This is a genomic window from Nannocystis pusilla, assembly GCF_020073745.1.
Taxonomy (GTDB): domain Bacteria; phylum Myxococcota_A; class Polyangia; order Nannocystales; family Nannocystaceae; genus Nannocystis; species Nannocystis radixulma.
This window is the reverse complement of the sequence record NZ_JAIRAU010000015.1, coordinates 76,261-99,986: the sequence shown is the minus strand read 5'-3', so window position 1 is coordinate 99,986 and position 23,726 is coordinate 76,261. Positions and strand designations below refer to the sequence as shown.

22 protein-coding genes are annotated in these 23,726 nt (G+C 69.7%); 13 read left to right on the top strand and 9 right to left on the bottom strand.

Features of this window, described 5'->3' with window-relative positions:
- The first annotated feature begins 80 nt into the window (after positions 1-80).
- Positions 81-1,343, top strand: a complete 1,263-nt coding sequence (locus K7C98_RS13760) for a GAF domain-containing sensor histidine kinase (protein ID WP_224192094.1) — start codon at positions 81-83, stop codon at positions 1,341-1,343.
- A gap of 10 nt (positions 1,344-1,353) precedes the next feature.
- On the opposite strand, the gene K7C98_RS13755 is transcribed toward K7C98_RS13760, so the two are convergent.
- A complete protein-coding gene (locus K7C98_RS13755; RefSeq protein WP_224192093.1) occupies positions 1,354-2,247 on the bottom strand; it encodes a hypothetical protein in 894 nt (297 codons plus the stop codon).
- 169 nt (positions 2,248-2,416) lie between these two features.
- Between K7C98_RS13755 and K7C98_RS13750 the strand changes: the two genes are divergently transcribed.
- The gene (locus K7C98_RS13750; protein ID WP_224192092.1) at positions 2,417-3,157 is read left to right on the top strand and encodes a hypothetical protein; all 741 of its coding nucleotides are present in this window, start codon (positions 2,417-2,419) and stop codon (positions 3,155-3,157) included.
- A gap of 100 nt (positions 3,158-3,257) precedes the next feature.
- Here the strand turns inward: K7C98_RS13750 and K7C98_RS13745 are convergent, their stop codons facing one another.
- From K7C98_RS13745 to efp, 8 genes are all read right to left on the bottom strand, one after another.
- Positions 3,258-7,334: a thrombospondin type 3 repeat-containing protein gene (locus tag K7C98_RS13745; protein WP_224192091.1), complete on the bottom strand. Its 4,077-nt coding sequence runs from the start codon at positions 7,332-7,334 to the stop codon at positions 3,258-3,260.
- A 60-nt stretch (positions 7,335-7,394) separates the two neighbouring features.
- The gene (locus K7C98_RS13740; protein ID WP_224192090.1) at positions 7,395-7,841 is read right to left on the bottom strand and encodes an ExbD/TolR family protein; all 447 of its coding nucleotides are present in this window, start codon (positions 7,839-7,841) and stop codon (positions 7,395-7,397) included.
- Between the two features lie 246 nt (positions 7,842-8,087).
- Complete coding sequence (locus tag K7C98_RS13735; RefSeq protein WP_224192089.1) at positions 8,088-8,612, bottom strand: ExbD/TolR family protein; 525 nt, start codon at positions 8,610-8,612, stop codon at positions 8,088-8,090.
- 1 nt (position 8,613) lies between these two features.
- Positions 8,614-9,348 (bottom strand): MotA/TolQ/ExbB proton channel family protein, encoded by a 735-nt coding sequence (locus tag K7C98_RS13730; protein WP_224192088.1) that lies wholly within the window; start codon positions 9,346-9,348, stop codon positions 8,614-8,616.
- A gap of 229 nt (positions 9,349-9,577) precedes the next feature.
- Positions 9,578-10,384 (bottom strand): energy transducer TonB, encoded by an 807-nt coding sequence (locus K7C98_RS13725; RefSeq protein ID WP_224192087.1) that lies wholly within the window; start codon positions 10,382-10,384, stop codon positions 9,578-9,580.
- 50 nt (positions 10,385-10,434) lie between these two features.
- Entirely contained in the window at positions 10,435-11,511 is a 1,077-nt protein-coding gene (locus tag K7C98_RS13720; protein WP_224192086.1) for a tetratricopeptide repeat protein, read from the bottom strand.
- Positions 11,512-11,833: 322 nt separating this feature from the next.
- The gene (locus tag K7C98_RS13715) at positions 11,834-12,838 is read right to left on the bottom strand and encodes an amino acid--tRNA ligase-related protein (protein WP_224192085.1); all 1,005 of its coding nucleotides are present in this window, start codon (positions 12,836-12,838) and stop codon (positions 11,834-11,836) included.
- A gap of 8 nt (positions 12,839-12,846) precedes the next feature.
- Positions 12,847-13,407, bottom strand: coding sequence for an elongation factor P (gene efp / locus K7C98_RS13710; RefSeq protein WP_224192084.1), 561 nt, complete (start codon positions 13,405-13,407; stop codon positions 12,847-12,849).
- 323 nt (positions 13,408-13,730) lie between these two features.
- On the opposite strand from efp, the gene K7C98_RS13705 reads away from it, so the two are divergent.
- From K7C98_RS13705 to K7C98_RS13655, 11 genes are all read left to right on the top strand, one after another.
- On the top strand, positions 13,731-14,192 hold the full coding sequence (locus tag K7C98_RS13705) for an RrF2 family transcriptional regulator (protein WP_224192083.1): 462 nt from the start codon (positions 13,731-13,733) through the stop codon (positions 14,190-14,192).
- Positions 14,193-14,202: 10 nt separating this feature from the next.
- Entirely contained in the window at positions 14,203-15,150 is a 948-nt protein-coding gene (cysK, locus tag K7C98_RS13700; protein WP_224192082.1) for a cysteine synthase A, read from the top strand.
- 6 nt (positions 15,151-15,156) lie between these two features.
- Positions 15,157-15,900, top strand: coding sequence for a HesA/MoeB/ThiF family protein (locus K7C98_RS13695; protein WP_224192081.1), 744 nt, complete (start codon positions 15,157-15,159; stop codon positions 15,898-15,900).
- Positions 15,901-15,931: 31 nt separating this feature from the next.
- Positions 15,932-16,204 carry a ubiquitin-like small modifier protein 1 gene (locus K7C98_RS13690; protein ID WP_224192080.1) on the top strand — a complete coding sequence of 91 codons (273 nt, stop codon included), beginning with the start codon at positions 15,932-15,934 and terminating at the stop codon, positions 16,202-16,204.
- A gap of 16 nt (positions 16,205-16,220) precedes the next feature.
- Complete coding sequence (locus K7C98_RS13685; protein ID WP_224192079.1) at positions 16,221-17,201, top strand: PLP-dependent cysteine synthase family protein; 981 nt, start codon at positions 16,221-16,223, stop codon at positions 17,199-17,201.
- 5 nt (positions 17,202-17,206) lie between these two features.
- The gene (locus tag K7C98_RS13680; RefSeq protein ID WP_224192078.1) at positions 17,207-17,686 is read left to right on the top strand and encodes a Mov34/MPN/PAD-1 family protein; all 480 of its coding nucleotides are present in this window, start codon (positions 17,207-17,209) and stop codon (positions 17,684-17,686) included.
- Positions 17,687-17,754: 68 nt separating this feature from the next.
- Positions 17,755-18,390 carry a DUF882 domain-containing protein gene (locus tag K7C98_RS13675; RefSeq protein ID WP_224192077.1) on the top strand — a complete coding sequence of 212 codons (636 nt, stop codon included), beginning with the start codon at positions 17,755-17,757 and terminating at the stop codon, positions 18,388-18,390.
- Positions 18,390-19,541, top strand: coding sequence for a hypothetical protein (locus tag K7C98_RS13670; protein ID WP_224192076.1), 1,152 nt, complete (start codon positions 18,390-18,392; stop codon positions 19,539-19,541). The genes K7C98_RS13675 and K7C98_RS13670 overlap by 1 nt, the downstream gene beginning before the upstream one ends.
- A gap of 72 nt (positions 19,542-19,613) precedes the next feature.
- Complete coding sequence (locus tag K7C98_RS13665) at positions 19,614-20,822, top strand: vWA domain-containing protein (protein ID WP_224192075.1); 1,209 nt, start codon at positions 19,614-19,616, stop codon at positions 20,820-20,822.
- 109 nt (positions 20,823-20,931) lie between these two features.
- Positions 20,932-22,173, top strand: coding sequence for a vWA domain-containing protein (locus K7C98_RS13660; RefSeq protein WP_224192074.1), 1,242 nt, complete (start codon positions 20,932-20,934; stop codon positions 22,171-22,173).
- 194 nt (positions 22,174-22,367) lie between these two features.
- Complete coding sequence (locus K7C98_RS13655; protein ID WP_224192073.1) at positions 22,368-23,696, top strand: glycoside hydrolase family 18 protein; 1,329 nt, start codon at positions 22,368-22,370, stop codon at positions 23,694-23,696.
- Positions 23,697-23,726 lie beyond the last annotated feature (30 nt).

Below are 23,726 nucleotides of genomic sequence, written 5' to 3'. Positions count from 1 at the left end.
ACGTGGCCGCGGACAGGCGTACGCGAAGATGGCGATGAAGAGGGGCTTGCTGCGCCCTGGACCGCGAGTATCGTAGCGATGTGGAGTTGGCTCCCTCGCCCGATCTCGTGGCTCAGCGACTGGTCGCCCCGGAGCGTCCCGCCGCGGCCGCGTCGGAGCGCGAGCAGGCGTTCGCCGATCTGGCGCGCCTCGCCACCGCAGCGCTCGGCGCCCCGATCGCCCTCATCGCGCTCGTCGACGACGGCCCGCCGCTGCTGTGCGCCAGCGCCGGCCTCGACCGCGACGACCCCTCGGCCTACCTGTCCTTTTGTACCTTTGCCATCCAGCGCGGCGAGGCGTGCGAGCTCGCCGATCTCGACGTCGAGCCGCAGCTCGCCGACCACCCGCTCGTCGCCTTCGGCTCGCCGCTGGGCGACGGCTCGCGCGTGCGCAGCCTCGCCGCCGCGCCGCTGTGCGACCGCGACGGCCGCACGCTCGGCGTCCTCTGCGTCCTCGACGACGTCCCGCGCCGCCTCGGCGACGAGCAGCGGCGCGGCCTCCTCGCGCTGGCGCGACAGGCCGCGCAGCGGCTCGAGCTCGACCGCCGCGAGCGCGAGCTCGTCGAGCAGCGGGCCGCCCTCGCCCGCGCGCGCGCCGAGGCCCAGACCTCCGCGCGGGCCAAGGACGTGTTCCTCGCCAACATGGGCCACGAGCTGCGCACCCCGCTGAACGCGATCCTCGGCTGCGCCGAGCTCCTGCGCGAGGAGGCCACCGCCGCCGGCCTCGGCCAGCTGCTGCCCGACATCCAGACCGTCGACCGCTCGGGCCGCCACCTCGTCGCCGTCATCGAAGACATCCTCGACCTCGCCCGCCTCGAGGCCGGCGTCCCGCAGCTGCGCCGCGAGCCGGTCGCCGTCGCGCCGCTGGCCGAGGAGATGGAGGCCGCCGTCCGCCCGCAGCTGCGCGGCAAGCCGCTGCGCTGGCGGCTCGCGCTCGAACCTGGCCTCGGGGACATCTCGACCGACGCCACCAAGCTGCGCCAGATCTTGCTGAACCTGCTCAGCAACGCGATCAAGTTCACCGCCGGGGGCGAGGTCGAGCTGGCGGTCCGCCTCGTCCGCGAGGCCGACCGCGAGTTCGTCGCCTTCCGCGTCGCCGACACCGGCATCGGCATCGCCGCCGACAAGCTGTCGCTGCTGTTCCGCGACTTCTCGCAGGTCCACGACCGCCGCCACAACTTCGGCGGCACCGGCCTCGGCCTGGCGATCAGCCGCCGCTTCGCCCGCCTGCTCGGCGGCGACATCGTCGTCGACAGCGAACTCGGCCGCGGCTCGCGCTTCACCCTCCTGCTGCCGCGCAGCTGAGCCCGCGGCGCTAAAAGCGGCCCTGCAGCAGGAGCCCGCCCATCGTCGGCAGCAGGCGGACGTGGGCGCGCTGGCTCGACTCCCACTCGGAGGTCGCGCGCTTGCCCTGGGCGAACGCCACCGCGCCGCCGATGAGCAGGCCGAGCCCGACCACGCCCACGGCCATCATGCCGAAGGCCACGCCGTTGGCGCGGGTACCGTCGCCGACGAGGCCCTCGCGCTGGCTGCGGAGGCTGTCGCATGCCGCCGTGTCGGCCCCCGCCGCGTCCGCGTCGACCGACAGGCCGCAGCCGCCCGCCTCGAGCGCGTCATAGACCCCGCCGTCGCCGTTGAGCTGGTCGTGCAAGTTGGCGCCCTTGCTGGCGAACGCCGCGCCCACGGCCACGCCCACGACCGTCAACGCCCCGCCGCCGCTCATCAGCCCGATGCCCAGCATGCGCCGCGGCTTGCCCGGATCGACCGGATCGGGGGCCGGCGGCGGCGGCTCGGGCTCGGGCTCGACCTCCGGCGGACGGATCCGCTCGAGCTCGGCGTCGATCTCGGCCAACACCGGCTTGACCTCCTCCGGATCGGCGCCGAGCGTCGGGTCCTTCTCGATCGCGTCGACGTACTCGACCAGCGCCTTCTTGGCCTCGTGCAGCAGATCGGGCTGCAGCTCGGCGTCGTAGAGGCGCTTGTACGAGAGCCCGATGTTGTAGAGGATGAGCGGGTTCTTCGAGCACCTGTGGGCCGCCTCGAACTTCTCGATCGCGGCCTTCGTGAACTTCTGCTCGTAGTCCTTGAGGCCCTCTTCGTAGAGGGCGCTCGGGTTGCGGCAGTTGGACGCGGGCTTGTCCTTGGATCCGGAGACGGGGCTCACGGCGAAGTTGGCCGCGAGCACGAAGTGGAACGTGAGCCGCAACATCGAACGCGAGGCAGACCCATACCACGGATCTGCGAGCGACGGCGCGACTCACACTCCCCGGGCGGCCTGGATCGGGCGAAATGCGGTGCGCGCCGCACCGTCCGGGCCTGCGGTCCGCCCGTGCCGACGCGCTCTGGTCGGGCTCGGCCGTTCACGTTACTGTTCTCGGGTGTTGCGAGATCTGCTGCGCAAGGCGCAATCCATCGCCGAGAAGCACTTGCCCGAGGGTGTCCGCGAATCCGGCCGCAAGCTCATCGAGCAGGTGCAGGAGCGCGCCGCGGCGCTCGGCGGTCGGCCCGAGCTCCGCCCCGCGGCGGCCGGTGACGGGCCTGCGCCACCAGATGAACCATTGGACAGGTCCGATCCGATCGTCGTCGTCGTATTCGGCTACCCCGGCGACGCCGCCACCGATCGCGTGGCCGCGCTGTTCACCGCCGAGGGCATCGCGTTCCGCCGCATGAACCTGCACGACCAGCCGCAGGCGGCGCGCCAGATCGCCGGCGTCACCGGTGTGATGGCGCCGCCGTACGTGTACGTCCGCGGGCGCTTCTGGGGCGGCGAGGGCGAGATCGACGGGCTCCACGCGCTCGGTGAACTGCACGCGGTCGTCGCCGGCGAGCTCGCCGGCCTGTCGGACGAGGCGCGCCGGATCGGCAAGCTGCGCGAGGAATTCGACGACGGCCTCCAGCCGGAGAACATCGTGTTTCGGCTCCGCCGCGGCCACATCCTGAGCCTCGACGACCTCGACTGCTGGTTCGAGCCAGGTCCCGAAGGACAGGGCCGATTGTTCTACGAGGGGGCCCCTCGCCCGGCCGCCGACCTCGAGGCGGTCGCGGCCGAGATCGCCGAACGTCACGCTGCCGGCGACCTGCGCGCGGCCTGGCGCTTCGAGCCTGCCGTCTCGATCTGACAGTCGCGCCCTCGCCGGCCGGCTCTCAGCGCCTTCGACGGCCGCTTAAACGGCCAGAGGCCGCATCGCGCGGCCTCTGGTCGTCGTTCCCGGACTCGGCTCAGCCGCCGGTGCCGGTGCCGGTCGACATCATCGTGTCGGTGCCGGTCATGCCCGCGTCCTCGGTCTGGTCACCGCACTGCGAGAGCAGGCGCGGCGCGACGTCGGCGGCCCACACGCCGCTGCAGTACTGGCCGAAGCTCGGCCACACCTTGTTGTTGAGGTCCTTGTACAGGCTGTTGTTCGGGTCGAACGCGTACGGGCAGAGGTCGCACTTGTCGCCGATGCCGTCGAAGTCCTGGTCGCGCTGCGGCAGCGTGCACATGTGCTTGTACAGCTCGTCGGCGCTGCCGTTGATGCTCGGGCTGTCGAGGGTCAGCGGCTGGCCGGCCTCGGCACAACCTTGCGGCAGCTCGACGATGCCCGGGCGCTTCACAACCTTCTCCGTCAGCTGGCGGCACTTGTCGGGCCCCTCGCCGCCGCAGTCGGCCTTGAGCGGGACGAACAGCGGCGGCTTCGGCGGCTCGGAGCCGTCCATCGCCATCGCCCACGCCTCGCGCGCGGCCAGGTACTCCTCCATCAGGCGCTCGACCTCTTCGCGCGGCAGCGGCTCGCCGTCGGGCATGAGGCGCGGAGCGTCGAGCGAGTCGACCGGGAACACCGTGGTGCAGCACGCACCCGAGGGCGCGACCTTGTCGTAGAAGGCGATCGGCCGCGCGTCCGGGGTGTCGGCGCACGCGTTGTTGGTCTCGCAGATCGCGCCGACGAAGTCGCCGTCGGCGTCGTCCTCCTCCGACTGGCCCATCTGGATCTGCGCCGGGTTCTTGTCGTACGGGCAGGTGTCGCAGATGTCGCCGATGCCGTCGCCGTCGCTGTCGACGTGGTTGCTGCAGAAGCCGTCGACGCAGGTCTCGGCCCCGCCGCACTCGGCGTCTTCGGTGCAGGCCGGAACGCGCTGGCGCGGGCAGCGGTCGGTGTCGTTGTCGAGGCCGTCCTGGTCGAAGTCGTCGGTCAGCCCGAGGCCGACCGGACCGGCCGCCCCCGGCCCGGGGTTCATCAGCAGGTCCTCGCACGCGTCACCGATGAACAGCGGCTCCTTGATGTCGGTCTGGCACTGGTTGTCGTTGTTGAACGGGACCGGGTCACCGATCTTGGCCGGCTTGAGGTTGCCGCCCTCGCCGAAGTCGCCGCAGTTGGGGATGGTGATGCAGTTGTCGCACACGTCACCGATACCGTCGCGGTCGAAGTCCGACTGGTCGGGGATGTTGCGGACCTTCATCTTCTCCAGCGCGGCGCCCGCGTTCTTGTTGTACGTGGAGAGCGGGCGGGTGCAGAGGTCGCACTCGTTGCCGAGACCGTCCCTGTCGGTGTCGGCGGTGGTGTTCGCGGTCGCGATGGTCGGGCACAGGTCGACCGCGTCGCCGGCCTCGTCGCCGTCGGTGTTGATCTGGTCAGGGTTGAAATCATTGGGCGCGTTGTCGCAGGAGAACGGGAAGCCGTCGAGGTCCGTGTCCTCCTTGCACTTCGGCGAGTCGATCTCGAAGTCGTACCAGAAGTCGGGCTTGGCGGCCTTGCCCTTGCCGGACAAGTTCCCCTCGCCGTCGAGCTTCGGCATGCTGAGCACGAGCGGCATGCCGCACGCGTCCCAGAACGCGGTCGCATAGTCGGCGGGGCGGTTCTTCATCGCCTCGTACACGTCCTCGCCCTCGGCGAGCGTCAGCCCGGGGACCTTCAGGCGATAGCGGACGGGGTTGCTGCTGGTGCTCGGCTGGAGGATCGCGCCGAACTCCTTGGCGTCGATCTCGACGCGGATCGCCCCGATCTCCTGGTCGCGCACGTTGACCGCCAGGCACGGCACGCTGCCGTTGCCGGCGTCGAGGTCCTCCTGGGTCTTGGCACAACCGGGGCCGCCGGCGATGACCTTGCCCTCGACCGGCTCCTCCTCGGTCCCGCCCAGCTCGATGATCTGGAGCTTCTCCACGTTGGAGGGGCTCATGTCGTACTTGTTCGAGAAGCGCAGCTCGAACTCGTCGCACGCGCCGATGCGGAGGTTGTTGGTCGGGAAGCCGCTGCCCGGGATGACGTGGAAGTCGGGCGTGTGGATGACGTAGGACGACTTGCCGGCCAGCGTGTTGCCGACCTTGTCACGGATGTACTGCAGCGCGTTGCCCGGCTCGGGCTCGCTGAACACGATCTTGTACTCCGAGCTCGAGCACATCGCGCGGTCGAAGTTCTCGAAGTTCTCGACGAACACGCTGTCGTTGGCGCGCCAGCCGTCCTTGATGTTGAGCGCACCGGCGCCCTTCTGCTTGCCCGCCGAGCAGGCCTCGGCGAAGCTCCGCGGCATCCCGCCGAGGTCGGCCGGCAGGAACAGCACGCCCTTGATCGCCGGGTCGTAGATCACGCCGCCCTGCCGCCGCACGAACTTCTGCGCGTACTGGCCGATCTTCTCCTCGATGAGCGGCTTGGCGGGGTCGCCGTCCTTGTGGCACAGCTTGGCGACGATGTCGTCGCAACCCGGCGCCGGATCTTCCTCGCAGATGCAGCTGCGGGAGGTGCTGGGCAGCGTCTCCTTGCGGTCGTAGCGGTCCGTCGAGGTGACACCGGGCTGGAAGAACGGGTCGCAGAACTCGGGCACGCCGTTGTTGTTGTTGAGCTCCGAGCGGCAGCCCTCGAGCCGCGAGATCGTCTGGCTGACGTCGGAGTCGGCGAACGCGAAGCGACGACCCTTGGCCTTGCCGGGCGACTCCATGTCGGTCGCGGAGCACGTCTCGTCGAGGCAGATCGGGTACGGCACGTCGGTCTGGTAGCAGGCCGCGACGCCGGTGCCGTTCCAGCGCTTGTCGACGCAGAAGCCCGTCTCGCCCGTGGTGTTCGTCTCGGCGCGACACTCGACGAACCACTCGGCGACGCAGCGCTTGTCGGTGCACTCCGGGTCGCTGCCGCTGCAAGCCGCGCCGTCCTTGGTGCCGACGCAGTTCGTGCCGGGCAGGTTCGGGCTCGGCTTGGCCGTGCAGTCCTCGTCGGTCTCGCACGGCACGGTCTTCTGCTCGACGCCCTCGGGGCGATCGTCGGGGTGGGTCTCGCGCAGCTTGTCCTGCAGCGGCACGCGGAAGGTCTCGCTACCCGGGTCGACCTTGCCGTCGCCGTTCCAGTCGTACGAGAACTTGCGCACCTCCTGCGAGCGGTCGACGTGCGTGACGAAGCCGCGACAATCCCTGAACTTGTCGCCCATCACGTCGCACGTGAGCGCGGTCCCGGCGTTCGGGCTCAGCAGTTCCTCGAACTTGGCCGTGGCGGTCTCGCTGAGCTTGGCGTTGACGCCGTACTTGGCGACGTTGACCGACAGCTCGTAGTCACACGCGTCGCAACAGGTGTCGACGCCGTCCTGCGGGGCCCCGCACGACTGCACGGCGGAGCGCCCGTCGTTCTCGCCCGCCCAGGTCTTGATCTCCTGGCCCATCCGCATCTTCAGCGGGATGGTCTTCTTCGACTTCGTGTCCTGGAACAGCCCGTCGCAGGTGCCGTCGGCGATGCTCTCGTTGTTGAAGCTCTGGCCCTTCTCGTTGAGGTTGTCGATGCAGGACAGGCTGACGAGCCGCGTCAACTGGTCGGGCTGGGTCTGCGTGCCCGGGCGGTAGTCGCCGTTGTAGCGGGCGATCGGACCCTCGAGGTGGACGATGCGCGTCTTCCAGTCGTAGACCTCGAACAGCTGCGGGTTGATCGGCGACTTGCGCACGAGCTCGACCGACTGCGGGTCGAGCAAGTTGTTGAAGATGAACTGCAGGCCGTCGTTGACGATCAGCGGCGAGACCTTGCACCACTCCTCGGAGCCGCGGGCGGCCTCCATCGCGTCCTCGGTCTCGCGACAGGGGATGACCTTCTCGACGAAGTAGTTGCCGTTCTTGATCTCGCCCGGACAGTCGCTGCCCTCGCACTCGGGGCCGAGCAGCTTCACGACCTTGCCGGCGTAGTTGACGCCCGCGACTGTCTCGAGGATGAGGTTCTCGGGGTCACAGACGCCGCAGTCGGGGTCGGACACGCAGCCGCTCAGCGCGGCCGAGGCGCCGAACAACGCGAGCACGGCGAGGCCCCAGGCGCCGGAGCCGGCGTCGCCACGGTGGATCGGGCGCGACAAGCGGGGATTGCTACGGAGGAGGTGGTTGCGCATGGCGTCGGTCCTGCTTATCGAGGTCGGTTAGGTTTTCTGCCGCAGGGTGTCCGGGGTCGGCTTGTCCTTGTTCTTCATGATGCCGAGCACGTCGGCCCCGGAGTGCTTGGCGATGTCCAGCACCTCGACCGCGACGCCGTAGACGGCATCGTCGTCGAAGTTGACGAAGATGACCTTCTTGTCGCGGAACTTGAGCTGGTTCTCCAGCGTGTCCTTGAGGCTCGACTTGTCGACCGGCGTGCGGTTGATCGTGATCGCCCCGTCCTTCGTCAGACCGAGGACCAGGTTCTCACTCTCGGGCTGCGGCTTCTGCCGCGTCTTGCTCTCGGGCGGCACCTTGACCGAGAGCTCGGGCACGTTCTTCGGCAGCATCACCATGAAGATGATGAGCAGCACGAGGCACACGTCGACGAGGGGGGTGACGTTGATATCGCTCTGGGCTCCCTTTTTGGAGCCGCCTGCTGACATGCCCATGAGGTGTTCCTTCGCCGCCGCCGGGGGCGCGCGCTGTTGTTAGCCTACCGCCGTTTGGCTTGGAGGTATAGGAAAAACGCAAGCGGCGCGCCTCGGGGAGGGGCGCGCCGCGGGGTTTGGGCCGGGTTTGGTTCGGACTGAGTTCGGACGCGGGACCCGGCGCAACGAGAAGGTTGGTGACGTGACGAACGGCTCAGGACCGCCGCGCGGCCCGGCCGCCCGCCCGGACAGCGCGACCGCCGACTGTCACGTCGGGGGTCCCGACTGGTTGGCCACCTCGACCACGAGCGCCACGTCCTGCATCTGGGCGTTCGAGGTCGTGATCCACTCCATGACCGTCTTCACCCGGCCCCACTCGGTGCCCTTGTCGCCTTTGACGAACAGGATCGGGCCCTTGTAATCATTGGCCAGCGCCTTGCCGGAGGCGATCTTGAGGTCCTCCTCGAGGCGGGCCAGGAAGGGCTCCTTCTCGGTGTACATGTCCGTCTCGACCCAGGCGCCGTCGTCGTTGACCGAGACGAACACCTGGTCGCCCTCCTTGTGCATCGTCGCGGTGGTCAACGTCGGCAGCTGGACCGCGACGCCGCGGCCGAGCATCGGCGTGACCACCATGAAGATGATGAGCAGCACCAGGCAGACGTCGACCAGCGGCGTGACGTTGATGTCACTGTTGGCCTGCGCCGGCTGAATGCCGTGGTCGCTCTTGTAAGCGACGTGCCGGCGGTGCTTGCCGCCCTTGCCACCGCGGCGCGGGCTGGTGGAGGACGACATCCTAGTAGCGCCCTTCCTTGAGGACGAAGTCGATCAGCTCCGACGCGACGTCGTTCATGTCGATCTGGAAGCCCTCGACCCGCGCGTTGAAGGAGTTGAACATCACGACCGCCGGGATGGCGACGAGGAGGCCGACCGCCGTGGCGACGAGCGCCTCGGAGATGCCGCCCGCGACCGACGAGAGACCGCCGCCGCCGTCCGACGAGATGCCCTGGAACGAGTTGATGATGCCGACCACGGTGCCGAGGAGGCCGACGAACGGCGCGGTGGTGCCGACGGTCGCCAGCGAGGTCAGGCCGCGCTTGAGGTTGGCAGTCTCACGCTCCTTGGCGCGCTCCAGCTGGCGGTTGACCGCGTCGACGAGGTCGAAGTCGCCGACGTCCTCGGGACCCTCCTCGTTGAGGGCCTCCATGCCCTTGATGTACTCGTTGAGGCCGGCGCCGACGACCTTGGCCAGCGGGCTGTCCCCGTGGGTCTGCGCCGCCGCGACCGCCTCCTGCAGCTTGCGCTCCTGCAGGAAGTTGCGCAGCAGCATGATGTACTGGATCGAGTGCCGCCGCGACCGCGAGTAGGCCCGCAGGCGCTCGAGCACGATCGCCAGAGACAGCAGGAACATGAGCAGGAGCAACACCAAGATGACCTTGGCGAAGATGCCCATCTGCTCCCACATGCCTGCGAGGGAGAAGTCCGTTCCGCCGGTGTTGGCGAGTAGCGTGGTGATGTCCATGAGCTCCATGTCGGATGCCTGTCTTCTCGTTGGGGTCGGCTGAGGGCCTGAAGGCCGTGCGGTGGATCAGGCCCGAAGGCCGTGCAGTGGATCAGGCCCGAAGGGCCGTGCGGGTGGTCTGCTGAGGCCGCGAGGCGGAGAGGACGCCGCGAGGCCGGAAGTTTTGTATCGCCGGGAGTCGTTCGAGTTCACGGAGACGGCCCGAAGGGCCGCCCCAGGCCCCGGAGGGGCCGTGAAGTCAGTTGAACTTGATGTTGAAGTCGACCTCGGAGCAGATCTTGGTGGCCTTGCCGCCGACCATGAAGGGCTTGAAGCGCCACTTCTTGACCGTGTCGCGGCAGATTTCGTCGACCTTGGGGTCGTTGTGGGGGAACTTCTTCTTGGTCTTCACGTCGGCGGTCTTGCCGTCGACGTCGACGCAGAAGAAGATCGTGACGGTGCCGGGCCGCTTGTCGAACATGCCGGCCTTGGTGGCGGCGAGCTTGTTGGCCTCGGGATCGGGCTTGTAGATGGCGTTGCCCATGACGACCGCGATCGGCTTCGGCGCCGTCGCCTGGGTCGCGTCGCGCTTGGTGGCCACGCCGCCGAGTTGGCCGCCGAGCTGACCGCCGAGCACGCCGCCGAGCACGCCGCCCGGGACACCACCGGGCACGCCGCCGGGCACGCCGCCGGGCACCGCATTGGTCTTGGCGCCGCCCGCCGACTTCTTCACGTCGGGCACCTTGTCGGGCGTCTCCTTCGGCTGGACGATCTCCTCGGGGACATCTTCCTCGGGGATCTCCTCCTTCTCCTCGACTTCCTCCTGGGTGTCGGCCGCGGCCGGCGGAGGCGGAGGCGGAGGCGGCGGCGCGGCCTCCTCGGCGCTCATCTGCACCATCAAGAACTGGACCGTCGGCGGGTCCACCTTGGTGATGTTCATCTTGTTCGCGGCCCAGACGAAGATGATGCCGGAGAAGGTGAGCGTGCCCGACACGACCGACGCGATCGCGATCCGTCGCTGTCGCTTGGGGTCGGCCTTTTGGTACGTGAGATAGTGTTCAAACATGGTGCGGTCTCACTGGCCTCGAACGCCCGCGCAGGAGGCGGGCGCTCCGGCTACTTGCTGCCCTGCCCCTTGCCCTTCTTGCCCTTGCCCTTGACCGACTCCACCTCGGAGCTGTCGCTCTCGAGCAGCCGGATCTCCTCCTCGATCGCCTTCTTGCGCTCGGCGTCGGCCGCCTCTTCTTCGGGGGAGATCGGGCGCGGTGCCAGCATGCAGCACGGACCTTCGGGGGCCTTGTCGGTCGGGCACTCGGGCTCGACCTTGATGTCGCAGATCGCCTTCTGCTGCCGCCACGCCGACATGCCGTCCTCGCGCGCGAGGATCATGTTGAGGTTCTCGTAAGCGGTGTTCTGCGTCGGGTCGTCGCCGTAGCGCCGCGCCAGCTGGCGCTGGGTGTACGCGATCGACCGGTAGATGTACGCCTCGACGAACTTGTGGTCGATCATCGTCGCCTTGTCGAGGAGAGCGATCGCCTCGTTGGCGAGAGCCAGGCGCTCGTCTTCCGACAGGTTGCCGTTGTACTGCAGGCCGCTGTCGGGCTCGGGGTACAGCTGCTCGAGCTTGCGGATCGCCAGCGAGAGGTACGCGCGCGGGTTGGTCGGGAAGTCGACCGTTCGCTTGACCAACCACTGCTCGGCGTCCTTGCTGCGCCCGCAGCTGTCGTACTGCTTCGAGATGCGCGTGTACCAGCCCTCTTCCTTCGGCTCCTGGTTGTGCTTCTCGAGGAAGTACGACAGCAGGTCGTCGCAGCGCTCGTCGGCGTCGAGCAGCGCGAGCCGGTGGTTGAGGTAGGCCTCGCGGTCGGCCTCGGTGACGTCGTTGCCCGCGCGATCGAGCCAGGTCTTGAAGTCGGACAGCGCGAGATCGGTGAAGACCTTGCGGTCGACGAGCTGGTTCGGATCCTTGATCTTGAGGACGATGCTCTCGGCCGCGCACGCGCGGTTCCAGAACAACGTGACCAGGTCGGGCTCCAGCTTCTCGGCCTCGTTGTACTTCTCGATCGCCTCGCGATACTGACCGTTGGCGTAGAGGGTGTTTCCCTCGCGGATGAAGTCGCGCGCGGCGATCTTGGTGCAGCCGGGCGCCAGGAACAGGGCACACGCGGCAACTGCGGCGAGAATCGGACGCATGGAGAGCGCCAGTGTACAGAGATGTGAGGCGAGTTCAAGACGCCCCTCGGACCCGAACCGACCTCACGGCGGCAGCCCCGACCGGGGCGGCGGGGCCGCAAGCCCACGGCGCCCCTGCAACCCGGTTTGCGCAGCCCGGCGGTCCGAACTCGGTCCGATCCGTCGATCCCCGGCGCCCTAGTCATCCGTCCAGCGCGAACCCCTCCTCGCCGTCATGGCCTCGCCGCAGCGCAGCAGCACGTGCACCGCTGTTTGCGCCTGATGCCACGCGGTCGCGGCCCGGGCCCGTGGATCGCCCGAGCCCCCTCTGCATCGGGTCTACTCACGCGCCGCCGAGGGCCAGCGAGACGTCGGCGAGGCGGGTGCGTCCGGCGGCCAGCGTGATCAGACGATCGAGGCCGAGAGCGATCCCGGCGCACGGCGGCAGCCCCGGCAGTTCGCCCAGGAAGTCGTCGTCGATCGGCAAGGCCGCCTCGCCGTGGACCCGCCGCAGCTGGTTGACCGCGGCGAAGCGGCGCCGCTGCTCGGCCGGGTCGCGCAGCTCGACGTAGCCGTTGGCGATCTCCAGCCCGCCGACGTGGCACTCGGCCCGCCGCGCCAGCCCCCGATCCGCCGCGTCGACCACCGCCAGCGCCGCCAGGGGCCGCGGGAACTCGACCAGGTGCGTTCCTTCATGACCCTTCAGCCATGTCTCGAAGAACATGTCCGACCAGGCAGAGAAGAAGGCGGTCCACGCCAGCAACGTCCGCGCGGCCGGGTCGGCGTCATGCGCCGGCGCGAGCGCGGCGACCACCTCTGCGGCCAGCGCCGGCGGCAGCGCGGCCGTCAGCGCCTCGGCGTCCTCGTCGCCGCGCAGCCGCGCGCCGCAGGTCGAGGCCACGACGTCGCGGAAGCGCACCCGCTGCCAGGTCTTCGGGGCATGTCCCTTGGTACCTGTCGCATCGAACACGCGCTCGACGATCGCCTCGACGTCGGCAAGCAGCGGATCGAGGTCGGCCCCGAGGCGGTACCACTCGACGAGGTGGAACTCCTCGCTGTGGCGCGCCCCGACCTCGGCGCGGCGAAACACGTGCGCGACCTGAAAGATCGGCCCGCTGCCGCGCGTGAGCAGCCGCTTCATCGCCAGCTCCGGGCTGGTCGCCAGGAGGCCCGGCGGCGCCGCGATCGGATCGATGAACGGCTCGACCGCGACCGCGCGCAGGCGCACCGGCGTGCTGACCTCGCGCAGCCCCTGGTCGCGAAAATAGCCGCGCACGGCGGCTAGCGCGGCGTCCCAGATCTGCACGCGGGCCGGCCACGCCAGCCCGCCGAGCTCCGTCTGGGTCACCCGGGTCCTTAGGTGTTGATGCGCTCGACGTAGGCGCCGGTGCGCGTGTCGATCTTGACCTTGTCGCCCTCGCGGATGAAGAGCGGGACCTGGATCTTGTGTCCGGTCTCGACGGTCGCGCTCTTGGTCGCGTTGGTCGCGGTGTCGCCCTTCACGCCCGGCTCGCACTCGGTGATCGTCATGACGATGTGGCTGGGCAGCGTCACGCCGACGGGGCGGTCGTTGTAGAAGAGGACGTCGACCGAGATCTGGTCGAGCAAGAAGGCCGAGTCGTCGCCGACGATCTCGTCGGCGAGGGCGACCTGCTCGTAGCTCTCGTTGTCCATGAAGGTGAACCCGTTCTGGTCCTTGAACAGGTACTGCATCTTGCGCGACTCGACGTTGGCCGGGTCGAACTTCTCGCCGGAGCGCCAGGTCCGGTCGAGGACCGCGCCGGTGATCATGTTCTTGAGCTTACACTTGTAGAGCCCCTGCCCCTTGCCCGGCTTGACGAACAAGAATTCGACGACGACGTAGGGGTGGCCGTCGAGCTGCACCTTTGCGTTCTTGCGGAGTTCGGAGACGTCCATGGGCGTGCGGGTGGGTAGTACCTCCCCGGCCTTCCTGTCAACGGCGATCGCCGCCGAGCCCGCTCGAGAGAAGTCTCGCCGGTGTACCCGCGCGGCATGCGCAAGTTCGCGGGGGCTGCGCCGGGCGGATCCCGGACGATCCCCACGGAGATCCCCCGATTTTGCCGCGCGACTCCGCTCATTTGCCCATGAGGCCAGCGCAGACCCATTCTGCGCGCGGACGCCCGCAAATTCTCCGAATTTTAAACGGTGAAAGGGTGTGCGACCGGGGTCCCTGCACCACTGTTTTCCCGCGAGAATTCGGTAACGGACGCGAGGAAGTTGTGGCAAAGTCCGGGTCCAGATTTTTCATCGAGGCCCACCGGAAAATGCAGCTTACGACCAAAGCTCGATACGGCCTGCGCGCCCTTTGCCATGTCGCTCACCGGGGATACGCCTCGGCCCACGTCATCGCAGAGCAACAGGCGATTCCCTCGCGGTATTTGGAGGAAATTATCGGCGAGCTGCGCAAGGCGGGCTTCGTGGTGGGCAAGCGCGGCCCGCGCGGTGGCTACAAGTTGGCCCGTCCGGCGGCCGACATCTCGATCGCCGAGGTCCTGCAAGCGCTGTCGACTCCGACCAGCAGCGGGCCGGTCACCGGCGATCCCCAGGATGAGATCACGCGGATCGTCGAGCGCTCGGTCGACGCCCGCTTCGAGGCCGCGGTCGGCCAGCTCAGCCTCGAGCAGCTGCTCGGCGAGGCGCGCGACAGCTTCCGCCGCCGCTCGACCGACTTCATCATCTGACCCGAAGGCCATGCCGGCGGTCCGTGTCGACGACATCCTCGGCCTGATCGGCAACACGCCGCTGGTCCGGATCCGCAAGCTCCACGCCGACGACGCGCGCGCGACGGTGTGGGGCAAGTGCGAGATGATGAACCCCGGCGGTTCGGTCAAGGATCGCATTGCCCTGGCGATGATCGAGGCCGCGGAGGCGCGCGGCGAGATCCGCCCCGGCGAGAGCGTGCTGGTCGAGCCGACCAGCGGCAACACCGGCATCGGCCTCGCGCTGGTCGCCGCGGTCAAGGGCTACCGCCTGATCCTCACCATGCCCGAGAGCATGAGCCTCGAGCGGCGCAACCTGCTCAAGGCCTACGGCGCCGAGATCGTGCTGACGCCCGAGAGCGAGTGGATGGAGGGCGCCGTGGCGCGCGCGCGTGACCTGTGCCAAAGGCCAGGTCACGTCATGCTCCACCAGTTCGAGAACCCGGCCAACCCGGAGATGCACCGTCGGACCACCGCGCTCGAGCTGCTGGCCCAGCTCGGCGATCGCCGGGTCGACGGCTTCGTCGCCGCCGTCGGCACCGGCGGCACGCTCACCGGCGTCGGTGAGGTCCTGCGCGCGCACTGGCCCGACGTGGTCGTCGTCGCCGTCGAGCCCGATCGCAGCGCGGTGCTCAGCGGCGACGTCCCCGGCCCGCACAAGATCCAGGGCATCGGCGCCGGCTTCGTCCCGCCGGTCCTCAACACCGGCATCTTCGATCGCGTGGCGCGGATCGGCGACGACGAGGCCTACCGCATGAAGCAGCGGCTCGCCCGCGAGGAGGGCCTGCTCGTCGGCATCTCGGCCGGCGCCGCCATGGTCGCCGCGCTCGCGCTCGCGGCCGAGCTCGGGCCCGGCAAGGACGTCGTCACCATCCTGTGCGACACCGGCGAGCGCTACTTCTCGCTCGACGAGCACTTCGCCTGCAGCGCGGGCGCCTGAGGGCGCATGACCGGCGGTCGCTTCCTCGTGCTCGGCGCCGGCGGCCTCGGCTGCCCTGCCCTGCTCGGCCTCACCGCCGCCGGCGCGCGCGAGCTCGCCGTCGTCGACTGCGACGTCGTCGACGCCACCAACCTCCATCGCCAGGTCCTCTACGACCTCGGCGACGTCGGTGCGCCCAAGGTCGAGGCCGCGGCCCGTCGCCTGCGTGAGCGGGTCCCGCAGCTGCGGGTCGAGCCGATCTCGGTGCGCCTCGACGAGCGCACGCTCTCGTCGCTGCTCGCGGCCCAGCCGGCGGGCACCGTCGTCCTCGAGTGCAGCGACCAGCCTGACCTCAAGTTCCTGGTCCACGACGGCTGCCGCGCGCACGGCTTGCCGCTCGTGATCGCCGGCGTGCAGCGCTGGGGCGGGCAAGCGATGGCGGTGCGTCACGGCGCGGGCGCGTGCTTCCGCTGCGTGTTCGAGGAGGCGCCGCCGGCCGAGCTCGCGCCGTCGTGCGCCGCCGTCGGCGTCCTCGGCGCGGCCGCCGGCGCGCTCGGCTTCATGATGGCCCACCTGGCCGTCGCGCTCGCGGAGGGCGACGACGTGGCCGGCACCCTCGTCGCCCTCGACCTCCGTGATCTTCGCCCGCAGCAGATCCGCCCGCGGCAGAGATCCGGCTGTGCGGGGTGCGACCCCTCCGCAGTCCCTGCGCCGCAGCGCCCGCTCGGGCCGGCCTGCTCGACGTCCGCGGGCCCCGCTTGCAGTCGTTGAGTCCTCTGTTCACTATACTGAACACACCGTCATGCCCAACGTCCGGATCCCCACTCCCCTGCGCAAGTACACCCAAGGCCGCGAAGAGGTCACCGTCGCGGGCGACACCGTCGGCAGCGTCCTCGACGGCCTCGAGCAGAGCTACCCGGGCATCAAGGAGCGGATCTGCGACGAGGCCGGCAAGGTGCGCCGGTTCGTCAACGTGTTCGTCGGCGAGGACGACATCCGCTTCCTCGACAACCTCGCCACCGCCGTCAAGACCTCCGACGAGATCAGCATCGTCCCCGCGATCGCCGGCGGCTGACCGACGCACCCGCCACATGCTGCCCACCGGCCGCGAACAACTCCTGAGCGACCTGCGTCCGGCGCGAGCTGTCCGAACGGACAGCATCGTCGATCTGGTCGGCAACACCCCGCTGGTGCGGCTCCACCACATCGAGCGCGACTGCCCCGGCGTCGAGCTGTGGGCCAAGTGCGAGTTCTGCAACCCGGCCGGCTCGGTCAAGGATCGCGCCGCCCTGCGGATCGTCCGCGACGCGCTCGAGCGCGGGCTGTTGCGCCCGGGCGTGCGCCTCATCGACAGCACCAGCGGCAACACCGGCATCGCCTACGCCATGGTCGGCGCCGCGCTCGGCGTGCCGGTCACCCTGGTGATGCCGGAGAACGTCAGCGCCCCGCGCAAGCAGGTCACCACCGCCTACGGCGTCGAGATCGTCTACAGCAGCCCGATGGAGGGCAGCGACGGCGCGATCCATTTGGCGCACGAGCTCGTCGAGCGCGAGCCCGACCGCTGGCACTACGCCGACCAGTACGGCAACCCCAACAACCCGCTGGCGCACTACCACACCACCGCGCCCGAGATCTGGGAGCAGACCGGCGGTCGGGTCACGCACTTCGTCACCGGCATCGGCACCAGCGGCACCGTCGTCGGCACCTCGCGCCGGCTGCACGAGTTCGACCCCGCGATCCGCTGCGTCGCCATCCAGCCCGACGACGCCATGCACGGCCTCGAGGGCATGAAGCACCTGCCGTCGAGCATCGTGCCCGCGATCTACGACGCCGGCGTGCTCGACGACACCATCTGGATGCCGACCGACGAGGGCTGGGACATGTCCGAGCGGCTCGCCCGCGAGGAGGGCCTGTTCGTCGGCCACTCCTCCGGCGGCAACGTCGCCGGCGCCCTGCGCGTGGCCCGGTCGCTCGCCGCCGAGGGTCGCAAGGGCGTGGTCGTCACCATCCTGTGCGACCGCGGCGACCGTTACTTCGTCCCGCTGCGCTGGGAGAAGCGCTACCTGTGGTGAAGGACATGTCCGAAACGCCAGCCTCCGAATTCACCATCCCCGCCGCGCTGCTCGCCCAGATCTACGCCCAGTCGCGGGCCGAGTTCCCGGGCGAGTGCTGCGGCTACCTCAAGGGTCGCGGCGCCGGCATGCGGCTCTATCCGTGCAAGAACTTCATGGACAAGCTGCACGCGATGGACCCCGAGACCTACCCGCGCACCTCGGCCAACGGCTACAACTTCGGCGGCCGCGAGCTGATGGACTTCACGCGCGCGTTCGACGGCGACGACCCGCCGACGATCATCTACCACTCGCACCCGCGCGTCGGCGCCTACTTCTCGGCCGAGGACGAGGCCGCTGCCCTGGCCGCCGGCTACCCCGTCGACTACCTGGTCGTCGACGCGCAGGAGCACGAGATCCGCGGCGCCGTGCTGTTCCGCCGCGTGCGCGACACCGGCCCCGAGGCCTACGTCGAGGTCGCGCGCTTCCCCGGCGAGCCGCGCTAGGGCCGCGGCGGTCGGCGACGCAGCCCGCGTGGCTCGAAATGGCCCGGTCGCGGGACTAGACTGTCGGGGTGCTGGTCGTCCTCCTCGTCGCCGCGCTCGTGCGGCCAGAGCCCGCGGTCGCGGCGGGCGAGCACGTGGACGACAAGAAAGCCGGCTACCTCGCGGCCAAGCGCGCGCCGCCGCCGGCCCGGCGCGAGTGTTGCCCCGAGGACATGTCCGAAGGTACATGTCTCATCGACCCGGTATGCCGTCGGCCGGCGCGCGCCGGCGACCAGGCCGAGCCGGTGCTGTTCGCCCGCCACCTCCACACCCTCGAGGTCATGCCGCTGCGCGGGCCGCACCCGCCGGGCGCGCTGGCGAAGTTCTTCCGCTGCCGCTTCACCGACGAGCTCGCCTCCCACCCGAGCGAGCTCATCGCCGGCGTGATCGCGGCCGCCGACCACTTCGGGGCCGGCCAGATCCACATCATCAGCGGCTTTCGCCACCCCAAGTTCAACCTCATGCTGACCAAGAAGGGCCGCGAGGTCGCGCGCGACAGCCAGCACGCGCGCAGCCAGGCGATCGACTTCTCGCTGGTCGGCGTGTCGGCCGAGAAGCTCTACAAGTACGCGCTCAAGCGGTGGAAGGGCGGCGTCGGCTACTACCCCGTCAGCCAGTTCGTCCACCTCGACACCGGCAAGCGCCGGACCTGGAAGGGCCACTGATGCCGCGCCGGGCGCTCGCGCTCGCCGGCGCTCTGGTCTTCGGGTCATGTTTCAACGGGCAGGCGCTGTGGGGCGAGCGCTGCGCCGGCGACGAGGACTGCGGCCCCGACCTGCCGTGCCAGGACGACGGCGTGTGCGCCGTCGAGCGCCGCTGCAACGGCATGACGATCGACCTCGCCTCGCTGCGCCCGCAGGTCGCCTGGCTGCTCGACCACTCGCTGTCGATGCGACGCTGCCTCGACGACCCCGAGGAGCGCAACCGCTGCGCCCAGCTCGAAGACCCGCCCGGGCCCTCGCGCTGGGACGGCGTGCACGCGCTCGTCCACGCCGTCGTCCCCGAGTTCGCCGATCGCATCGACTTCGCCGCCGTCGTCTTCCCCACCCCCACGCTGATCTCCGAGCAGGGCATCTGCAACCTCAACGACAACTCGCGCATCCCGTTCGGCACCGAGGGCGCCGCCGCGGCGATCCTCGCGGCTGTCCCCGAGGACACCGCCTCGCCGCCGATCGGGGAGAACCCGCTGCGCGAGGCCTGGGCGAACCTGTTCGAGCCGATCGACGGCGGCCCGGTGCGCGAGCGCGCGATCGTCCTCGTCAGCGACAACCCGCCCAACTGCGGCGCCAAGCCGAAGGTCAGCCTGGACTTCGCCGAGAAGCTCGACGTCGAGGTCTACCCGCTGGTCGAGCAGAGCTTCGACAGTGGGATCCGCACGATCGTCGTCGGCATCAGCGTGATGGACTTCCGCGCCCCGATCGCCCCGGCCGACAGCATGATCGACGACACCAACCCGCACGAGTACTTCAGCGAGCTCGCCCTGGCCGGCGGCTCGGCGCAGGCGGGTCCCGAGCCGTACCTTCACCTGCGCGACTCGGTCGCCTTGCCGGCGGTGGCCGCCGGCCTGCGCGAGCGCCTCGCCGCCCTGGTCGCCGAGGTCGACGCCTGCCGGATCCGCCTCGAGGGTGCGCCCGACTACCCCGACCTCGTCGCCGTCGACGTCGACGGTCGCCTGCACCGGGCCGACCCCGACTGCGCCGACGAGCAGGCGTGGCGCTGGCGCGACGACACCCACCTCGCGCTCGAGCTGTGCCCGGCCGCGTGCGCTCGCCTGCACGCGGGCGCGATCGCCCGGCTCCGCCTCGGCTGTCCGTAGCGATCGTCGGGCCCTCGCAATTGATTCCGGGGCGGCGGGTACTGCCCGGTCATGCAGCGCTCACTCCTATCCATGGCTTGGCTTGCGCTCCTGCTTTCTGCGTGCAACTCCGGCGGAGGCGGCGACAGCGACAGCGACGCCGCCTCCGACTCGAACCTCGTTACCAGCATCCTCCCGCCGACGACCGTGGGCGACAGCAGCTCGTCGGGCGAGCCGACGACGAGCACCACCACCGGCGAGCCGGACCCCACCACCAGCAGTTCCAGCACCACCAGCGACCTGCTGAAGTGCGACGAGTTCATCCCGCCGGCGATCGAGCCGGTCATCCCGCGCGTCGTGCTCGTGCTCGACAAGTCGGGCTCGATGCTCACCTTGTGGGACCACGACGGAGACGCCGCCACCGACAGCGTCACCCGCTGGTCGAGCCTGCACGCCGTCGTCGAGTCGATCCTGACCGGCCTCGACAGCGCCGTGAACTTCGGCGCGCTGCTGTTCCCGGCGCTGCAGGCCACCTCGAACCCCAACATCACCGCCTGCATCGTCAACCCCGATCCGCTGGTCCCCGTCGGCCCGATGACCGCGGCCGCCATCCTCGACGCCATCCCGCCGGCCGACAACATGACCATCGCCGGCGGCACCCCCTCGACCGAGGGCATCCTCGCCGCGGTCGACGAGCTCGGCGGCCTCGCGGGCGACGAGCCGAAGTTCATCATCTTCATCACCGACGGCGCCGCCAACTGCGACCCCGGCCAGGACAAGCTGTTCGACGACTACGACGATCGGCTCGCCGCCGCCGTGGCCGACGCGCGTGACGCCGGCTTCCCGACCCACGTGGTCGGCATCGACATCCTGAACGAGCTCACCCCGATCGAGCCCGGCGGCAACCCCGACGGCATCAATCCCTACGAGAAGCTCAACGAGCTGGCCGAGATCGCCGGCACCGCGCGGCCGGGCGCCGAGAAGTTCTACAACGCCACCAACCAGATCGAGCTGCAGGCCGCGCTGATGGAGATCACCGAGACCGTGCTCTCGTGCGAGATCAGCCTCGGCGAGCCGGTCCCGAAGAACTTCTACATCCAGCGGGTCCAGGTCGGCAGCGACCAGGATCCCGGCAAGCTCGAGTACATCGGCGAGGACGATCAGGTCAGCGACTGCGAGGCCGAGGGCGGCTGGCAGTACACCAGCGAGGCGCGCGACGCGATCATCCTGTGCGGCGCCGCGTGCGAGCACTACAAGGCGACCGGCCACGTCGAGATCGACTACGGCTGTTACATCGGCTGAGTTCGGCGCCGCGCGGGTCCGGGGACGAGCGAGGGCGCGCGAGCCCCGGACCCGCCGCGGTCGCCTTTTTGCGGCCAATTGAAAGCGCCGCGGCGGGTACTGCCCCGGCATGCAGCGCCCTCTGTTTGTAACCGTAGCTTCCCTCGCGCTCCTGAGCGCGTGCCCTGGCGATGACAAGGACACCGCGGGGGCGAACACGACCCCGGGTTCGACCGGCGTCGAGTTGCCCCCGATCACGACCGCCACGGACACCACCGGCGAGCCCGAGCCGACCACCACCGCGCCCCCCGGCACCGGGCCCGACGTCACCGGCACCACCACCGAGGACGGCCCGCTCGTCTGCGACGAATTCGTACCGATGGCCATCGAGCCGGTCATCCCGCGCGTCATGCTCGTCCTCGACAAGTCGGGCTCGATGGTGTCCAACGAGTCCGGCTTCTGGGACCACGACAGCGACCCGATGACCCCGGACATCACCCGCTGGATGAGCCTCCACTCGGTCGTCGAGTCGATCTTCGACAACCTCGACGCCGTGATCAACTTCGGCGCCGTGCTGTTCCCTTCGCTCACTGCCACCAGCGCCTACGGCCCGGCCGCCTGCCCCGTCGACCCCGATCCGCTGGTGCCGATCGGCACCCAGACCGGCGCGGCGATCCTCGCCGCCTTGCCGCCCGCCGACACCACGAGCATCGCCGGCGGCACCCCGGCGGCCGCCGGCATCGCCGTCGCGCTCGAGGAGCTGGCGAGCCTGCAGGACAGCGAGCCGAAGTTCATCATCCTCGTCACCGACGGCGCCGCCAACTGCAAGGAAGGCACGATGACGCCCGAGCTGTTCAACGAGTACGACGACAACCTGCCGATGGTCGTCGCCGAGGCGCAGGCGATGGGCTTCCCGACCTACGTCATCGGCATCGACATCGAGGATGTCTTCTCGCCGGTGATCGTCGACGGCAACCCCGACAACACCAACACCTACGAGAAGCTCAACGAGCTGGCGGAGCTCGGCGGCACCGCCCGCCCCGGCGACGAGAAGTTCTACAACGCCTCCAACCAGACCGAGCTCCAGGACGCGCTCAACGCCATCACCAAGCAGGTCCTCTCGTGCGAGATCAAGCTCGGCGAGCCGGTCCCGGACAACTTCTACATCCAGCGCGTCGAGGTCGGCGCCGACGACGACGCGGGCCAGCAGGTCTACGAGGGCCAGGACACCCAGGTCGCCAACTGCGACGCCGAGGCCGGCTGGAAGTACACCACCGAGGACCGCGACGCGATCATCCTCTGCGGCGACGCCTGCGAGTACTACAAGGAGACTGGCGTGGTCCAGATCGAGTACGGCTGCTTCACCGAGTGAGCCGGGTCGAGCGCGCCCGGCCCCGCGCGCCCGCGCGCCCGATTTTTTTTCATCGATCTCCGGCGGCGGGTGCCACCAAGATGGCAGCACCCGCCATGTCGTCCATGATCTCGCCCGCACCCCGCCCCGGCCCGAAGCTCCTGCTGTCCGCCGCGCTCGTCGCTGCGTGTCCCGGAGGACAGGACGCTTCGACCATGTCCGATTCGACAGCCTCGGGCGGGCCGACCAGCGACGCCGCGACCGCGGCCACCGAGACCAGCGGCAGCCCGACGAGCGACCCGACCGGCACCGAGACCGGCGCCGACGCCACCGCCACGAGCACCCCGACCGATCCGGGCACCAGCGACCCGACCACCTCGACCACCGGCCCCGACCCGGGCACCACGACGAGCGAGGAGACCACCGGCGGCCCGATCGGCCCCGGCAGGGTCGTCGCCTACTTCACCGCCTGGGCCGTCTACGACCGCGAGTACCACGTCGACGACATCCCGGCCGACAAGCTCACCCACGTCAACTACGCCTTCGCCAACCTCACCGCCGACGGCAATTGCGTGCTCGGGGACAGCTACGCCGACATCGAGAAGGTCTACGGCGACGAGGATCCGAACGCCCCGTTCAAGGGCAGCTTCAACCAGCTCAAGCAGCTCAAGCAGCAGCACGGCCACCTGCGCACCCTGATCTCGGTCGGCGGCTACACCTGGTCGACCAACTTCGCCCCCAACGCCGCCACCGAGCAGGGCCGCGCCAGCATCGCCAGCTCGTGCGTCCAGTTCATGCGCGACTACGGGTTCGACGGCGTCGACATCGACTGGGAGTTCCCCGCCTCGCCGCAGGAGGGCCAGGACTACAGCGCCCTGCTCGCCGCGCTGCGGGCCGAGCTCGACGGCGCCGGGGCCGAGGACGGCGCCGAGTACCTGCTGACGATCGCCGCGCCCGCCGGCCAGGCCAACCTCGCCAACCTCGATCTGCCCGGCATCGCCGCCAGCGTCGACTGGATCAACCTCATGGCCTACGACTTCGCCGGCCCGTGGATGGCGACCACCACCTTCAACGCCGCCCTCTACAGCCCGGCCGACGACCCCGATCCGAACAACGCCGGCCTCAGCGACGACGCCGCCGTCACCACGATCCTCGACGCCGGCGTGCCGCCCGGGAAGCTCGTGCTCGGCGTCCCGTTCTACGGCCGCAGCTTCGCCGGCGCCGGCGCCGGCAGCGACGGCCTGTTCTCGAGCTTCAGCGGCGCCGGCCCCGGCACCTGGGAGCCCGGCATCGTCGACTACCACGACATCGCCGCCAACTACGCGCCGACGCTCACCCGCCACTGGCACGACGAGGCCAGGGTCCCGTGGCTGTACGACGCCGGCAACGACCTCTTCATCACCTACGACGACCCCGAGTCGATGCAGCACAAGATGGACTACATCGCCGCCAGAGGCCTCGGCGGCGCGATGTTCTGGGAGCTCGCCGGCGACACCCAGGACAGCGCCCTGCTGACCGTCCTCGCCGACGCCTTGCTCCCATGACCGAAATTACATGTCGTTTCGCCCATGCCC

What these genes read in the sequence shown, in the direction of transcription:
- K7C98_RS13680 (WP_224192078.1), top strand. Translation starts at nt 17,207, where the DNA reads ATGTCCGAAACGCCAGCCTCCGAATTCACCATCCCCGCCGCGCTGCTC.
- K7C98_RS13735 (WP_224192089.1), bottom strand. Translation starts at nt 8,612, where the DNA reads ATGTCGTCCTCCACCAGCCCGCGCCGCGGTGGCAAGGGCGGCAAGCAC.
- K7C98_RS13740 (WP_224192090.1), bottom strand. Translation starts at nt 7,841, where the DNA reads ATGGGCATGTCAGCAGGCGGCTCCAAAAAGGGAGCCCAGAGCGATATC.
- K7C98_RS13655 (WP_224192073.1), top strand. Translation starts at nt 22,368, where the DNA reads ATGTCCGATTCGACAGCCTCGGGCGGGCCGACCAGCGACGCCGCGACC.
- K7C98_RS13730 (WP_224192088.1), bottom strand. Translation starts at nt 9,348, where the DNA reads ATGGAGCTCATGGACATCACCACGCTACTCGCCAACACCGGCGGAACG.
- cysK (WP_224192082.1), top strand. Translation starts at nt 14,203, where the DNA reads ATGCCGGCGGTCCGTGTCGACGACATCCTCGGCCTGATCGGCAACACG.
- K7C98_RS13695 (WP_224192081.1), top strand. Translation starts at nt 15,157, where the DNA reads ATGACCGGCGGTCGCTTCCTCGTGCTCGGCGCCGGCGGCCTCGGCTGC.
- K7C98_RS13665 (WP_224192075.1), top strand. Translation starts at nt 19,614, where the DNA reads ATGGCTTGGCTTGCGCTCCTGCTTTCTGCGTGCAACTCCGGCGGAGGC.
- K7C98_RS13670 (WP_224192076.1), top strand. Translation starts at nt 18,390, where the DNA reads ATGCCGCGCCGGGCGCTCGCGCTCGCCGGCGCTCTGGTCTTCGGGTCA.
- K7C98_RS13660 (WP_224192074.1), top strand. Translation starts at nt 20,932, where the DNA reads ATGCAGCGCCCTCTGTTTGTAACCGTAGCTTCCCTCGCGCTCCTGAGC.
- K7C98_RS13725 (WP_224192087.1), bottom strand. Translation starts at nt 10,384, where the DNA reads ATGTTTGAACACTATCTCACGTACCAAAAGGCCGACCCCAAGCGACAG.
- K7C98_RS13755 (WP_224192093.1), bottom strand. Translation starts at nt 2,247, where the DNA reads ATGTTGCGGCTCACGTTCCACTTCGTGCTCGCGGCCAACTTCGCCGTG.
- K7C98_RS13690 (WP_224192080.1), top strand. Translation starts at nt 15,932, where the DNA reads ATGCCCAACGTCCGGATCCCCACTCCCCTGCGCAAGTACACCCAAGGC.
- K7C98_RS13720 (WP_224192086.1), bottom strand. Translation starts at nt 11,511, where the DNA reads ATGCGTCCGATTCTCGCCGCAGTTGCCGCGTGTGCCCTGTTCCTGGCG.
- K7C98_RS13685 (WP_224192079.1), top strand. Translation starts at nt 16,221, where the DNA reads ATGCTGCCCACCGGCCGCGAACAACTCCTGAGCGACCTGCGTCCGGCG.
- efp (WP_224192084.1), bottom strand. Translation starts at nt 13,407, where the DNA reads ATGGACGTCTCCGAACTCCGCAAGAACGCAAAGGTGCAGCTCGACGGC.